We start from the raw sequence: 13,907 nt of genomic DNA on the forward strand, positions 1-13,907 counted from the left end.
TCCGGCGATTTTCATAGCAGCAAAGCACAAGGCACTGATGGAGCTTATCCGCGGTATTCACAATATCAAGCCCCGTCACCGGGGGTGTGTATTGACCATTGGCAACTTTGATGGGGTCCATCAGGGTCATCATGCCGTGCTGGCTCGCTTGCAGGAAAAGGCCGCCCAGCTCGGCCTGCCGGCCTGCGTCATGCTGTTCGAACCCCAGCCGCTGGAGCTGTTTGCCGGGGCCGCGGCGCCGGCCCGCCTCAGCCGCCTGCGGGAGAAGTACGAGGCGCTCAAGGGGATGCAGATCGATCGCATGCTCTGCGTGCGCTTCAACCACCGCTTTGCCGAGCAGTCCGCCACCACCTTCATCGAGCAGCTGCTGGTGGAGAAACTCGGCGTGCACTATCTGGTGGTCGGCGACGATTTTCGCTTCGGCAAGGGGCGGGAAGGGGACTTCCACCTGCTGGAGGAGGCCGGCCGGCGCTTCGGCTTCGAGGTGATCAGCACCCAGAGCTTCCAGTTGTCCCGTCAGCGGGTGAGTAGCACGCTGGTGCGCGAGGCCCTCGCGGCTGGCCGGATGGCGGAGGTGGAGCTGATGCTTGGCCGTCCCTATACCATCAGCGGTCGGGTGGCTCACGGTGAAAAGCTGGGCCGCACCATAGGTTTTCCCACCGCCAATCTGGCCCTCAAGCGTCAGGTGATCCCGGTCGGTGGCGTGTTCGCGGTGGAAGTGATATGTTCCGGCAAGACCTTCCCCGGTGTCGCCAATGTGGGTGTACGGCCGACCTTGAGCGGTACACAAGCCAGATTGGAAGTACATCTATTTGATTTTTCTGGCGACCTTTATGGTCAACAGGTCAAGGTGCTGCTTCGCCACAAGCTGCGCGAAGAGCAGAAGTTTGCCTCTTTCACCGCCTTGAAAGAGCAGATCGAACGAGATGCCCTGGCGGCCCGAGCCTGGTTCGGGCTGCCACAATTTCATTTACCCAGCACTCTTTTAGAAAAGAAGGGAACCCAGGACTGATGAGCGACTATAAACACACCCTGAATCTTCCGGAAACCGAGTTTCCGATGCGTGGCGATCTGGCCAAACGCGAACCCAACATGCTGAAACGTTGGTACGATCAGGATCTTTACGGCGCCATTCGCCGCGCCAAAGCGGGCAAGCCTTCGTTCATTCTGCACGATGGCCCCCCCTATGCGAACGGCAGCATTCACATCGGTCACTCGGTCAACAAGATCCTCAAAGACATCATCATCAAGTCCAAGGGCCTCTCCGGCTTCGACTCCCCCTACGTGCCAGGCTGGGATTGCCACGGTCTGCCCATCGAGCTGAAAGTGGAAGGCATGGTCGGCAAGCCGGGCGAGAAGGTTTCCGCCGCCGAGTTCCGCGCCGAGTGCCGCAAATACGCCAAGACCCAGATCGAAGCGCAGAAGACCGACTTCATCCGTCTGGGCGTGCTGGGTGACTGGGAACACCCCTACCTGACCATGGATTTTGGCACCGAAGCCAACATCATCCGCTCCATGGCCAAGATCGTTGAAAACGGCCACCTGCACAAAGGCTCCAAGCCGGTGCACTGGTGTACCGATTGCGGCTCCGCGCTGGCTGAAGCCGAGGTGGAGTACTACGACAAGAACTCCCCCTCCATCGACGTGCGCTTCAAGGCCGTCGACGAGGCTGCCGTGGCCGCCAAGTTTGACTGCGCCGAAGGCCACACCGGCAAGGGACCCCTCTCTGCCGTGATCTGGACCACCACCCCGTGGACCCTGCCGGCCAACCGCGCCATCGCCATGCACGCCGATCTCGACTATGCACTGGTACAGGTCGAGAGTGACAATCCCGAGCGTCTGATCCTGGCCGCCGAGCTGGTGAAGGACGTGATGGATCGCGCCGGCATCGAGCACTTCCACAACCTGGGCTACGCCAAGGGCGCGGCGCTCGAGCTGCTGCGCTTCAACCACCCCTTCTACAGCTTCGACGTGCCTGTGGTGCTGGGTGATCACGTCACCCTGGACGCCGGTACCGGTGCGGTGCACACCGCCCCTGGCCACGGTCAGGAAGACTTCGTGGTCGGTCAGAAGTACGGTCTGGAAGTGGCCAACCCGGTTGGCAGCAACGGCGTCTATCTGCCGGATACCGAACTGTTTGCCGGCCAGCACGTGTTCAAGGCCAATGCGGCCGTGGTCGAGGTGCTGACCGAGCGTGGCGCCCTGCTGCACCACAAGGTGTTCAACCACTCCTACCCGCACTGCTGGCGTCACAAGACCCCGATCATCTTCCGTGCCACCCCCCAGTGGTTCATCAGCATGGAGCAGAAGGGTCTGCGCAAGCGCGCCCTGGAAGAGATCGAGCGTATCGAGACTCAGGGCATCGCCGAACACGGCCAGAGCGGTTGGGTCCCGGCCTGGGGCAAGAATCGCATCCAGGCGATGGTCGAGAACCGTCCTGACTGGTGCATCTCCCGTCAGCGTACCTGGGGCGTGCCCATCTCCCTGTTCGTCCACAAGGATACCCAGGCGCTGCACCCGGATTCCGTGCGCCTGATGGAAGAGGTGGCCAAGCGGGTCGAGCAGTCCGGCATCCAGGCCTGGTGGGATCTGGACAAGGCCGAGCTGCTGGGCGCGGACGCCGACAACTACGAGAAAGTGCCCGATACCCTGGACGTCTGGTTTGACTCCGGCTCTACCCACGCCTCCGTGGTCGACGCCCGTCCCGAGTTCAACGGCAAGCCGGCCGACATGTATTTGGAAGGCTCTGACCAGCACCGTGGCTGGTTCATGTCCTCCCTGATGATCGGCGTTGCCATGAAGGACAAGGCCCCCTACAACCAGGTGCTGACTCACGGCTTCACCGTGGACGGTCAGGGCCGCAAGATGTCCAAGTCCATCGGCAACGTGGTGAGCCCGCAGGACGTGATGAACAAGCTGGGTGCCGACATCCTGCGTCTGTGGGTCGCCAGCACCGACTACACCGGCGAGATGACCGTCTCCGACGAGATCCTCAAGCGCTCCGCCGACGCCTATCGCCGTATCCGCAACACCGCCCGCTTCCTGCTGGCCAACCTGAACGGCTTCAATCCGGCGACCGACATGGTGGCACCGGCCGACATGGTGGTGGTGGATCGCTGGGCGGTGGGCCGTGCCAAGGCGGTACAGGCCGAGATCGTGGCGGCGTTCGACGAGTACAACTTCCACGGTGTGACCCAGAAGCTGATGCAGTTCTGCTCCATCGAGATGGGTTCCTTCTATCTGGACGTCATCAAGGATCGTCAGTACACCGCCAAGGCCGACAGCCTGGCCCGTCGCTCCTGCCAGACCGCCCTCTATCACATCGCCGAAGCCATGGTGCGCTGGATGGCGCCCATCATGAGCTTCACTGCCGACGAGATCTGGGCCCTGCTGCCGGGCGAGCGCGGCGAGTTCGTGTTTACCGAGGAGTGGTACGACGGCCTGTTCGGGCTGGAAGCGGGCGAAGTGCTGAACGACGAGTTCTGGGCCGAGATCCTCACCGTGCGCGGTGAAGTGAACAAGGCGCTGGAAGTAGCCCGTGGCGAGAAGCGCATCGGCGGTTCTCTGCAGGCCGAACTGACCCTGTTCGCCAAGCCTGAGCTGGCGGCGCGTCTGAACGCCCTGGCCGATGAGCTGCGCTTCGTGCTGCTCACCTCCAAGGCCAAGGTGGTCAGCGTCGATGCCGCACCGGCTGAGGCCGTGGCAACCGAGCGCGATGACCTGTGGCTGAGCGTGGCCCAGTCTGCCGCCGCCAAGTGCGACCGCTGCTGGCACCATGTGGAAGACGTGGGCACCATTGCGGGCCATGAAGAGATCTGTGGCCGCTGCGTCACCAACGTCGAGGGTGACGGCGAAACTCGTCAATTTGCCTGATGAACATGACTCAACATAAAAGCGGCCTGCGTTGGCTGTGGCTGGCGGTGCTGGCCTTCGTACTGGACCAGGCGAGCAAGCTCGCCGTGGTCAAGCTGCTGCCGTTTGGCTACCCGGGGGTGGAGATCACCCCCTTCTTCAACCTGGTCCACGTCTACAACAAGGGGGCGGCTTTCAGCTTCCTGGCGGATCAGGGGGGCTGGCAGCGCTGGTTCTTCGCCGTACTGGCGTTCGCCATCTGCGGCCTGCTGATCTACTGGCTGCGCAAGCAGTCGGTCACCCAGCGCTGGAGCGGTATCGCCTACAGCCTGATCATCGGCGGGGCGCTCGGCAACGTGTTTGACCGGCTGGTGCTGGGTCATGTGGTCGACTTCCTCGACTTCTACTGGCAGCGCGCCCACTGGCCGGCGTTCAACCTGGCCGACAGCTTCATCTTTATCGGTGCCGCCATGATCGTGCTGGACGGCTTGCGTGGCGAGAAAAAACAGGACGCGAACTCATGAGCCAGCTGATTGCTGCGGACAGCAGCGTACTGTTCCATTTCGCCATCAAGCTGGAAGACGGCTCGGTGGCCGACAGCACGGCGCTGCACGGCAAGCCGGCCCGTCTGCGGATGGGAGACGGCAGCCTGACGCCGAGCTTCGAGCAGTGCCTGCTGGGGCTGCGCGAAGGGGAGAGCAAGAGCTTCACCCTGGCGCCGGAAGAGGCGTTCGGCCTCTCCAACCCCGACAACATCTACCATCTGGACCGCGCCAAGTTCGGCGCCGATGTGGAGCCCAAGGTCGGCACCATCATCCTGTTCGACCAGCCCAACGGCAGCGAGCTGCCGGGTATCGTCCGGGCGGTGGCAGGGATGTCGGTGACGGTCGATTTCAACCACCCCCTGGCCGGTCACACCGTCACCTTCGAGGTGGAGATCCTGGGGGTTGATGACGAGGAGAAGGTGCACTGATGGATATCCTGCTCGCAAATCCCCGCGGCTTCTGTGCCGGTGTCGACCGCGCCATCAGCATCGTCGAGAGCGCGCTGGAGAAGTTCGGTGCCCCCATCTATGTCCGCCATGAAGTGGTGCACAACCGCTACGTGGTGAACAAGCTCAAGGAGGCGGGCGCCGTCTTCGTCGAGGAGCTGGATGAGGTGCCGGACGACAGCATCGTCATCTTCTCCGCCCACGGCGTCTCCAAGGCGGTGCGCGAGATGGCCAAGTCCCGCGCCCTCAAGGTGTTCGATGCCACCTGTCCGCTGGTGACCAAGGTGCACATGGAGGTCCATCGCGCCAGTCGCAAGGGCTCCGAAGCCGTGCTCATCGGCCACGCCGGCCACCCCGAGGTGATCGGCACCATGGGGCAGTACGAGAATCGCGAGGGCGGCATGTATCTGGTGGAGACGCCGGCAGACGTGGCCAGGCTCAAGGTGAAGAACCCGGACGATCTCTGCTTCGTCACCCAGACCACCCTCAGCGTGGACGAGACCTCGGACGTGATCGATGCGTTGCGGGCGCACTTCCCCAAGATCCAGGGGCCGCGCAAGGATGACATCTGCTACGCCACCCAGAACCGCCAGGATGCGGTGCGGGAGATGGCCGGGCTGGTGGACGCCATGCTGGTGGTGGGATCGCGCAACTCCTCCAACTCCAACCGCCTGCGGGAGCTGGCCGAGAAGGTGGGCGCCAAGGCCTACCTCATCGACGACGCTTCCATGATCGAGGCCGGTTGGCTGGCGGGAGTCAAGGCGATCGGTGTCACCGCCGGTGCCTCCGCCCCCGAGGTGCTGGTGCAGTCCGTCATCACCCGTCTGCGCGAGCTGGGCGGCAAGGTGGTGGCCGAACACCCCGGTCGTGAAGAGAACGTGGTGTTTGAAGTGCCGCCGGAACTGCGCATCCTGTGAGTGATGCGTCCCTTGCGGGACTACACCGTCTTTGAGCCACCTCCAGCGAGGTGGCTTTTTCATGGGTGATTCTTATGGCTCTTGTTGGCCGCTTTGCCGTGAGATCGCAGCGAAATTTGATGATGTATGTCCAAGATTTGAGTAGATTGAATTGCAAGCGAAGGTTCGCGGCCTAGACTGCTGATGAACTTATCACCGGCTTGATGGCAGATGGATGTGCAGCCGGCCCCCCGACAAAATCAGAGCGAAACAGGATGTTTTTGCGTTCAGGTTTTAGCCTCATCGAGCTGATGGTCACCATTGCGCTCGTCTCTATCCTGCTGACGCTGGGAGTCCCCTCCTTCAGCGCGATAATGCGCAACATGACGTTGACCAGCCAGGCCAACAACTTCGTGGCCGCCATCAACCTTGCCCGCTCCGAAGCCATTCGCCGCAATACGGCGGTCACTCTCTCCGCCTCCACCAGCAACCTGACCCAGAACCACTGGGAATCGGGCTGGCAGATCTGGGTCGACAGCAACGGCAACGGCACCCTGGACAACGGCGAGTTGCTGCGACTCTTTCCCGACATGGGGGCAGGCACCCTGGTCAGCAATACGTCGCTGGTACGTTTCAGTGGCAATGGCTTTCTCGATGGTCGCGCCCAGGCGGCGCTGGTATTTTCCCTGCAGCCGCCCGACTGCGCGCAGGAGGCATCGCGCGACATCACTATCACCCCGGCCGGCCGCCCTTCAATCACGGAGACCAGCTGCATATGAAGCACCAGCAAGGCGTCTCGCTGCTTGAAATCATGATCGCCGTGCTGGTGTTGTCGATCGGCATCCTCGGCATGGCGACCCTGCAGTTGCAGGCACTCAAGAGCAACCAGTCGGCCCTGACCCGGACCGAGGCGACCCAGTTTGCCTACATGATCACCGACATGATGCGGGCCAACCGCAGCGCGGCTCTGCTCGGCCAGTACAACGTCGGCCTGGGGGAGGCGGTCTCCGGCAGTTCGATGGCGATACAGGATGTGCAGTACTGGAAACAGGCGCTCGGCGGCCTGCCCGGCTGTGATGGGGCCATTGCCGTGAGTGCCGGACAGGCGACCATCACCATCCAGTGGGATGCCAGCCGGCTGGCCACCGAGCCTGCGCTGCGCAGCATGACCTTGAGGACCGATCTGTGAACGGGGGGCGCACCTTGCTGCGCCAGGCCGGTGTCGGTCTGGTGGAGGTGATGATCGCCCTGCTGCTGTCGCTGCTGACGGTCGGGGTCATCATCCAGGTGCTGCTTGGCAACCACAAAACCTACCTGACCGGTGAGGCCATCGCCCGGGTGCAGGAGGACAGCCGGTTTGCCGTCAACCTGCTGCAACAAGAGCTGCGGATGGTGGGCTACCAGGGCTGCCTCAGCAAGCAGGGGGTCAACATCACCAATACCCTCAACGGAGCGACGGCGTTGCCCTACAACTTCACCGTCTATCTGCGCGGCTATGACAATGTCACGGCGACGTTGCCTGCGCCGCTGTCAGCCCTGTTTACCGCGGCCGAGCCCAAACCCAAGCCGGGAACCGACGTGCTGCTGGTGCAGGGGCCTACCGGCAGCGGTGTGCCGGTGACCCGCAACAACAGCGCGGCCCAGCTGTTCGTGCAACAACTCTCCAACAAGGCCAACTACTGCGGCACCGGCAAGCAGGGCTACAGCGACCTGTGCGAGGGGGACATCGTCATGGTCTCCGACTGCCAGAAGGCGCGGATCTTCCAGATCACCCAGACCCAGGTGGTGGGAGGGGGCAGCGAGGTCAACATCGGCCACTCCAACGACAACAAATACACCCCGGGCAATGCCGTCAGCTCCTGGGGCGGGGCCAGCAGCCCGGTCGAGGAGCGCTTCGGCGCCGGCTCGGTATTGAGCCGGATGGAAACCCGGGTCTATTACATCGCCCGCCCCTCGGCCGGCGCGCCCTATGCCCTCTATCGCAAGAGCGGACTGGGGGCAGGCATGCTGCTGGTGGACGGGGTCACCGACATCCAGCTGACCTTCGGTGAGGATCAGAACCGGGATCGGGCGGCGGATCGTTACGTGAGTGCCGCCAGCAACCCGAACTGGGACAACGTGCTGGGGATCGGCGTTCAGCTGTTGATGCGCAGCAACCAGGGCAATGTGGTGTCGGATCCGCAGGCCATCAGCTTCGCCGGCGCTACCTTCCAGGCAACCGACAGCCACTGGTACTGGGTGGCCGAAACCACGGTCGCCTTGCGCAACCGGCTGCCATGAGGAGGGAGGCATGATGGGGCGACAAGGGGGAATGGCACTGGTGATCAGCCTGATTTTTCTCGCGGTAGTGAGCCTGCTGGCGATGGCCAGCATGCAGAGCGCCCTGCTGCAGGAGAAGATGGCGGGCAACCAGAAGGAGTCGCAACAGGCGCTGCAGGCGGCGGAGGCGGCACTGCGCGCTGCCGAGCGCTATCTGGAGGCGGGCAACTCAGGCCCCTACGACAACAGCGCCGGCCTCTATGAGTTCGTCAGCGTGGCGGTGGATCCCGCTTCTCCCTCCACGGCCTGGCGGACCTATGCCAATAGCGGGCTGGCGGGACGGGCCCCAGAGTACTTCATCGAGCGGTTGCCCTACACCCAGAGCAGCAACGAGAGTCTGGCGGTGGACGAGCCCATCAGCGAGCGTCGTCTTTATCGCATCACGGCTCGGGGATTCGGCCTCTCGGACGAGAGCCGGGTGCTGTTGCAATCGACCTACAGCCGCTAGGAGGGAACCATGCGTGCATCTGGCTACGGATTTTGCGCCCTGTTGCTCTGCACCCAGGTGCAGGCGGCGCTCGACATCGCCCAGGTTCCCCTCTATCTCGGCACCCGGGCCGAACCCAACATCATGTTCAGTCTGGATGACTCCGGCTCGATGCACTTCGAACTGATGCCGGAGGATTTGATCGAAAACAGCGCTCGTTACGTCTATCCCCGTGCCGACAACGTCTATGGCAGCGAGGACTATGACAACCGGACCGTGACCTTCACCAGCAACAACGATCGCAACGCCTACACCCGCTCGAGCAACAACAACAAGCTCTACTATAACCCCTTGCTGAGCTACCGCCCATGGGCCAAGGCGGACGGTACCCTGATGGCGAATGCCAGCATCAGCTGCGCGCCGCACAACCCCTTCAACACCGCCGCCGGCTGTCGCGACCTGACCAAGAACAACCGCTCGAAGTCGTTGCGCTACTACACCGGGTTCTCCTCCAGCGACTACAACGATGACGAGACCTTCTGGCCCGCCGTCTATTTCGCCTACAAGGGCAGCGGTGACGTAAAGAGGGCGAGCAGCTATACCCGGGTCGAGATAAAGTCGGGCAGCACCTATGGCGGGCGTCCCAATCGCAGCGACTGCAAGAGTGCTCCTGTCTGTACCTATGAGGAGGAGATTCAGAACTTCGCCAACTGGTACACCTACTATCGCTCCCGGATCCTGGCGGCCCGGGCCGGGGTCGGTCGTGCCTTCGCCAGTCAGGGACAGGCCCTGCGGGTGGGGTTTGCCACCATCAATGCCAGCGGCAGCGTGATCCGCGGGGTGGCGCCCTTCTCCGGCACCGATCGCAGCGCCTTTTTCAGCGACCTCTACAGCCGCGACATTCCGGCCGCCGGCACGCCGCTGCGCACCAGCCTGAAGGATGTGGGGGAGTATTTCTCCCGCACCGACAACAATGGCCCCTGGGCGGCCAGCGCCGGCAGCACCTTGCCCCACCTCACCTGCCGGCAGAGCTACAACATCCTGATGACCGATGGCTACTGGAACGGGGATACCCCCTCAGTGGGGGATCTGGACAAGGATGGCTACAGCAATACCCTGGCCGACGTGGCCTACAAGTACTGGAAAACAGACCTGCGTGCCGATCTGGCCGACAAGGTGCCGACCAGCACGGCAGATCCCGCCAACTGGCAGCATCTGGTCAACTTTACCGTGGGGCTCGGGGTCAACGGGTCGCTCAATCCGGCCAACGGCATCCCGAACAGCTGGCCCAATCCCCATGATCCGGATGACAAGGAGTACAAGAACGCGACCTACATTCCGGAGTACAAGATCGATGACCTGTGGCACGCGGCGCTCAACAGCAAGGGCAGCTTCTTCAGCGCGGGTGACCCCGACGTCTTTGCCGCGGCCCTGAGCAGTACCCTGGCCCAGATCGCGGCACGCAACAGCTCCGCCAGTTCGGTGACCGCCAACGCCACCCGGCTGGACAGCAATACCCACATCTATCAGGCCCGCTACAACAGTGGCGACTGGTCCGGGCAGCTCATCTCCATTCCGCTCAACAGCGACGGCTCGCTGGGCAACATGGCCTGGGATGCCGCAACCCAGATCCCTGCCTATACCGCCCGCAGCCTCTTCACTCGCCAGAACGGGGTCGGCATTCCTTTCACCTGGGCCGATCTCAACGCCACCAATCGCGCCCTGTTCAACCTCGCCGGTGACAACCAGGGGGAAAACCGGGTCGCCTACTTGCGCGGTGATCGCAGCCGTGAGCAGAGCAATGGCGGCCTGTTTCGCAGCCGCAGCGACCTGCTGGGGGACATCATCAACTCGGATCCCGTCTATGTCGGTAACCGGGACTACGGCTATGGCAGCGCCACCGGCCTGATCCAGGCCGAGCGGGAGGGCTACCAGAGTTTCCTCGGCTCGACGGCCATCAGTCGCCGCACACCCATGCTCTACGTGGGGGCCAATGACGGCATGCTGCACGGTTTTCGGGTCGCCAACGGGGTGGAGACGCTGGGCTATATCCCGGCCAGCCTGCTGGGGGATCTGAGCCTGCTGACCAAGCCGGATTACAGCCACCGCTACTATGTGGACGGTACGCCCAAGGTGGGGGATGCCTATCTTGGCAGCAGCTGGAAAACCGTGCTGCTGGGGTCGACCGGCGCGGGAGGCAAGGCGGTCTTTGCCATCGACGTGACGGCCCCCGACAACTTCACCGCCGACAAGATGTTGTGGGAGTTTACCAACGCCGAGATGGGGGTAGCGCTGGCTGCGCCGACCCTGGTCCGGGTGAAGTCCGGCAACAAATGGGTGGCGCTGGTGGCCAACGGCTACAACAGCACCAGCCAGACCGCCCGGCTGTTTGTGCTGGATCTGGCGACCGGCGCCGTGATCAAGGAGATAGATACCCAGGTGGGCTCGGCCAGCGAACCCAATGGCCTCTCATCCCCACTGCCGGTAGACGAGGACGGCGATCGGGTGGCGGACTATGTCTATGCCGGCGATCTGCAGGGCAATCTGTGGAAATTCGACCTGACCGACAACAACAGCGCCCAGTGGGGGAGCGCCTTCAAGACCGGCAACAAGCCAAAACCGCTGTTTCAGGCGTGCAACGGGACCTGCTCTGCCAGCACGCGCCAACCCATCACCATGCGCCCGTTGGCCATCCGCCACCCCAAGGGGGGGATCATGGTGCTGATGGGAACCGGCAGCTATTTCACCAATGACGACAAGCTGTTGCCGGCAACCCCCAGGCTGGAGGCCGTCTACGGCATTTGGGATGCGGGGGCGACCGTGCTCGCCAGCCAGTTGCAGCAGCAGAGCATCACTCACGAATACTCCGCCAATGGCACCACCATCAAGTTCAACGTGAGGGTGGTCTCCAACACGGCGGTCAACTACACCAGTCAGAAAGGGTGGTATCTGGTACTGAAGTCCCCAGCATTGAGCAAGGGGGTAGGGGAGCGAGCCGTTTCGGAGATGCTCTACCGCAACAAACGGCTGATCTTCAATACCCTGATCCCCTCGGCGGATGCCTGTGACTTTGGTGGACGCTCCTGGCTGATGGAGCTGGATCCCGTATCGGGGGCACGTCTGAGCTACTCGGTGTTCGACGTCAATGGCGATGGAGCCGTCAACGATGACGACTATGTGGGGATCAAGGACAGCGGCGGCAACGACATCAAGGTGCCGGTCAGCGGCAAGCAGTTTGACGAGCTCACCACGACGCCGAGCGTGGTGGAGGATGCCGACATGGAGCGCAAGTACATCAGCGGTTCCAGCGGCAATATCTCGGTCACCCTGGAAGAGGGGGCGGGTGACCTTGGGGGTCGCCAGTCCTGGTTGCAACTGGAGTAGAGGTGGAGATGGCGCGTGGATTTTCCCTGCTGGAGCTGATGATTGCGGTAGCCGTGATGGCGATTCTGACCCTGATTGCCTACCCCAGCTACAACAGCTACATGGCATCGGCCAAGCGGGCCGAGGCCAAGGCTGCCCTGCTAGAGGCGGCGCAATACATGGAGCGGCAGTTTACCGCCGATGGCAACTATGATGGCGGCAATCTGGCCTCAGCCGGACTGGCCACCTTGCCCAGGGATGGCGGGGCTGCCTATTACAATCTGGCGCTCAATGCCAGCGGCGCCCGCTATACCCTGACGGCGATCCCGACCGGAGTGATGAACGGCGACCCCTGCGGCTTGCTGACCCTGGATCAGGGGGGGCAGCAGGGGGTGTCGATGGCCAGCATGACGGCCGCCGAGTGCTGGTAATGCGTTACCAGCAGGCTGCCGGGGTCTTGATGTCAGCCTTGTTGAGGGTGAGGGTATCGCAGGCGGTGCTGCCGCTCTTGTCGCCCACCTGCGCTCCCTTGCTGGTGGCGATCAGGGTGTAGGTGGTTGCGGTAGCCCCGGAGATGGTGAAGTCGTAGTAGCTGCTGGTGGGATTGCCCACCTGGGACGGGGTCGTGCCGTAGCTGGTGTTGGAGACTCTGAACTCTTCCTGTTTCAACTGCATGCTGAGCAAGCCTTTGAACGCCTCGGCTCGACGGGATTTGCGCAAACCGTCGCTGAAACTGGGGTAGGCGATGGATGCAATGATGGCGACGATGGCGACTGCAACGAGCAGTTCCAGCAGCGTGATTCCGGACTGTTTGGCTTTCATGGGGCGGCATGCTTCGTGAAACAGGTTGATACTATAGGATAGTACTGACGGTGTGCTCTACTGGCATGTGCAAAAAGAAAGGAGTCTTGAACGATGGAAGGCAGAAAGGGCAGATCCGCCGGTTTTACCCTGATAGAGCTGATGGTCGCCCTGTCTCTGGTCGCTCTGCTGCTGACCGTTGCGATTCCCAGTTATCAATCCCTGCGCCAGGAGCAGATGGTCAAGGCCGCCACCCAGGCGGTGTATACGGATGTGATGTTGCTGAAGTCCGAGGCCATCAAGCGTAACCGCACCCTGCAATTCATCATCTTCAACAGCGGCACCAGCAATTGGTGTTATCGCATTTTTATTGATGGCAGCTGCAACAGTTGCAGCGATCACTGCTCCAGTATTGAGGGGCGCAAGGGGGGCGATGCCAGTGAATATCCCGGTATCAGCCTGGTCGCCAGCTACAGTGAATCGGCCAGCAACATCAGACCCCTGAGTATCTCTCCCAGAAGGTCCTCCCTGACGGCGGGGAATATTGCCATCTCATCCGGTACCTACTCCATGCAGGTCAAGACCAACAATGTCGGACGTGTGCGTACCTGCGGTGTCAGCAATGTCAGTGGGGTGCCTGCATGTTGAGAGCACCAAGGGGATTCAATGTGGTGGAGCTGATGGTTGCCATGGTCGCAGGCCTGCTGCTGGTCGCCGCGGTGACATCCCTGTTTGCCACCATCCTCAGGGTCAATCAAACCTCCATGCAGGTGAGCCGCCTCAATCAGGAGCTGCAGAGCGTCACCGACATGATCGCCCGTGACGTGCAGCGCACCGGTTATGATCAGGGGGCGACAGCCTTTCTCGGCGCGGCATCGGGAACCAGATCTCCTTTCTATTTCGATACCAGCAGCGATCTGATGAATGAGACGGTCACAGGCTCCAAGATTTATCGCTGCATCAGGCTGAAATACGATGATGATAACAACGGCGTGCTTGGGGCTGATGAAACCTATATCTACAGCTACGACAGTGCCGACAAAGGGGTGCAGCTCGGCACCACTTGCAGCACCGGTAGCCTGCTGAGTACCGACAATACCATCGAAATTACGGATCTCACCTTCTCGCTGTTGAGTGGCAGCGTCTCGTCAGGTGCACGGACGGTGCGGCTGAACATATCGGGCCAGTTCAAGGCCAACACCGCACTCAAACTCACTCTGCAGCGTGATATCAAGCTGCGCAACGACGGGTATTGATG

At 62.2% G+C, this 13,907-nt stretch carries 14 protein-coding genes; 13 read left to right on the forward strand and 1 reads right to left on the reverse strand.

The genetic code is table 11. The features are described 5' to 3' along the window. Nucleotides 1-37 precede the first annotated feature (37 nt). From ribF to tppA, 11 genes are all read left to right on the forward strand, one after another. A complete protein-coding gene (gene ribF, locus CK627_RS07220; RefSeq protein WP_005308812.1) occupies nt 38-1,012 on the forward strand; it encodes a bifunctional riboflavin kinase/FAD synthetase in 975 nt (324 codons plus the stop codon). Next, a complete protein-coding gene (ileS, locus tag CK627_RS07225; protein ID WP_095592002.1) occupies nt 1,012-3,873 on the forward strand; it encodes an isoleucine--tRNA ligase in 2,862 nt (953 codons plus the stop codon). Before ribF ends, ileS begins: the two co-directional genes overlap by 1 nt. Continuing rightward, nucleotides 3,873-4,376 carry a signal peptidase II gene (gene lspA, locus CK627_RS07230; protein ID WP_010635137.1) on the forward strand — a complete coding sequence of 168 codons (504 nt, stop codon included), beginning with the start codon at nt 3,873-3,875 and terminating at the stop codon, nt 4,374-4,376. Before ileS ends, lspA begins: the two co-directional genes overlap by 1 nt. Further along, nucleotides 4,373-4,825, forward strand: a complete 453-nt coding sequence (gene fkpB / locus CK627_RS07235; protein ID WP_005308818.1) for an FKBP-type peptidyl-prolyl cis-trans isomerase — start codon at nt 4,373-4,375, stop codon at nt 4,823-4,825. The genes lspA and fkpB overlap by 4 nt, the downstream gene beginning before the upstream one ends. After that, nucleotides 4,825-5,760 (forward strand): 4-hydroxy-3-methylbut-2-enyl diphosphate reductase, encoded by a 936-nt coding sequence (ispH, locus tag CK627_RS07240; protein WP_005308820.1) that lies wholly within the window; start codon nt 4,825-4,827, stop codon nt 5,758-5,760. Before fkpB ends, ispH begins: the two co-directional genes overlap by 1 nt. Before the next feature lie 254 nt (nt 5,761-6,014). Continuing rightward, nucleotides 6,015-6,518, forward strand: coding sequence for a type IVa pilus pseudopilin TppE (gene tppE, locus CK627_RS07245; protein ID WP_005308824.1), 504 nt, complete (start codon nt 6,015-6,017; stop codon nt 6,516-6,518). Next, entirely contained in the window at nt 6,515-6,928 is a 414-nt protein-coding gene (tppB, locus tag CK627_RS07250; protein ID WP_095592003.1) for a type IVa pilus pseudopilin TppB, read from the forward strand. Before tppE ends, tppB begins: the two co-directional genes overlap by 4 nt. Then, the gene (locus CK627_RS07255; protein ID WP_095592004.1) at nt 6,925-8,019 is read left to right on the forward strand and encodes a PilW family protein; all 1,095 of its coding nucleotides are present in this window, start codon (nt 6,925-6,927) and stop codon (nt 8,017-8,019) included. The genes tppB and CK627_RS07255 overlap by 4 nt, the downstream gene beginning before the upstream one ends. A 10-nt stretch (nt 8,020-8,029) precedes the next feature. Continuing rightward, entirely contained in the window at nt 8,030-8,506 is a 477-nt protein-coding gene (locus CK627_RS07260) for a pilus assembly PilX family protein (protein ID WP_005308830.1), read from the forward strand. Nucleotides 8,507-8,515: 9 nt separating this feature from the next. Then, nucleotides 8,516-11,869: a pilus assembly protein gene (locus CK627_RS07265; RefSeq protein WP_095592005.1), complete on the forward strand. Its 3,354-nt coding sequence runs from the start codon at nt 8,516-8,518 to the stop codon at nt 11,867-11,869. 8 nt (nt 11,870-11,877) lie between these two features. Then, nucleotides 11,878-12,279, forward strand: a complete 402-nt coding sequence (tppA, locus tag CK627_RS07270) for a type IVa pilus pseudopilin TppA (RefSeq protein ID WP_010635132.1) — start codon at nt 11,878-11,880, stop codon at nt 12,277-12,279. Between the two features lie 4 nt (nt 12,280-12,283). On the opposite strand, the gene CK627_RS07275 is transcribed toward tppA, so the two are convergent. Further along, entirely contained in the window at nt 12,284-12,670 is a 387-nt protein-coding gene (locus CK627_RS07275) for a type IV pilin protein (protein WP_005308836.1), read from the reverse strand. Nucleotides 12,671-12,763: 93 nt separating this feature from the next. Between CK627_RS07275 and CK627_RS07280 the strand changes: the two genes are divergently transcribed. Next, on the forward strand, nt 12,764-13,297 hold the full coding sequence (locus CK627_RS07280; RefSeq protein WP_019839935.1) for a GspH/FimT family pseudopilin: 534 nt from the start codon (nt 12,764-12,766) through the stop codon (nt 13,295-13,297). Nucleotides 13,298-13,317: 20 nt separating this feature from the next. Next, the gene (locus CK627_RS07285) at nt 13,318-13,905 is read left to right on the forward strand and encodes a PilW family protein (protein ID WP_095592006.1); all 588 of its coding nucleotides are present in this window, start codon (nt 13,318-13,320) and stop codon (nt 13,903-13,905) included. Nucleotides 13,906-13,907 lie beyond the last annotated feature (2 nt).

It is taken from the genome of Aeromonas dhakensis (assembly GCF_002285935.1).
GTDB lineage: Bacteria > Pseudomonadota > Gammaproteobacteria > Enterobacterales > Aeromonadaceae > Aeromonas > Aeromonas dhakensis.

Excerpts from the sequence above, each read along its gene's own strand:
- ribF (WP_005308812.1), top strand. The coding sequence starts at position 38 with ATGGAGCTTATCCGCGGTATTCACAATATCAAGCCCCGTCACCGGGGG.
- ileS (WP_095592002.1), top strand. The coding sequence starts at position 1,012 with ATGAGCGACTATAAACACACCCTGAATCTTCCGGAAACCGAGTTTCCG.
- lspA (WP_010635137.1), top strand. The coding sequence starts at position 3,873 with ATGAACATGACTCAACATAAAAGCGGCCTGCGTTGGCTGTGGCTGGCG.
- fkpB (WP_005308818.1), top strand. The coding sequence starts at position 4,373 with ATGAGCCAGCTGATTGCTGCGGACAGCAGCGTACTGTTCCATTTCGCC.
- ispH (WP_005308820.1), top strand. The coding sequence starts at position 4,825 with ATGGATATCCTGCTCGCAAATCCCCGCGGCTTCTGTGCCGGTGTCGAC.
- tppE (WP_005308824.1), top strand. The coding sequence starts at position 6,015 with ATGTTTTTGCGTTCAGGTTTTAGCCTCATCGAGCTGATGGTCACCATT.
- tppB (WP_095592003.1), top strand. The coding sequence starts at position 6,515 with ATGAAGCACCAGCAAGGCGTCTCGCTGCTTGAAATCATGATCGCCGTG.
- CK627_RS07260 (WP_005308830.1), top strand. The coding sequence starts at position 8,030 with ATGATGGGGCGACAAGGGGGAATGGCACTGGTGATCAGCCTGATTTTT.
- CK627_RS07265 (WP_095592005.1), top strand. The coding sequence starts at position 8,516 with ATGCGTGCATCTGGCTACGGATTTTGCGCCCTGTTGCTCTGCACCCAG.
- tppA (WP_010635132.1), top strand. The coding sequence starts at position 11,878 with ATGGCGCGTGGATTTTCCCTGCTGGAGCTGATGATTGCGGTAGCCGTG.
- CK627_RS07275 (WP_005308836.1), bottom strand. The coding sequence starts at position 12,670 with ATGAAAGCCAAACAGTCCGGAATCACGCTGCTGGAACTGCTCGTTGCA.
- CK627_RS07280 (WP_019839935.1), top strand. The coding sequence starts at position 12,764 with ATGGAAGGCAGAAAGGGCAGATCCGCCGGTTTTACCCTGATAGAGCTG.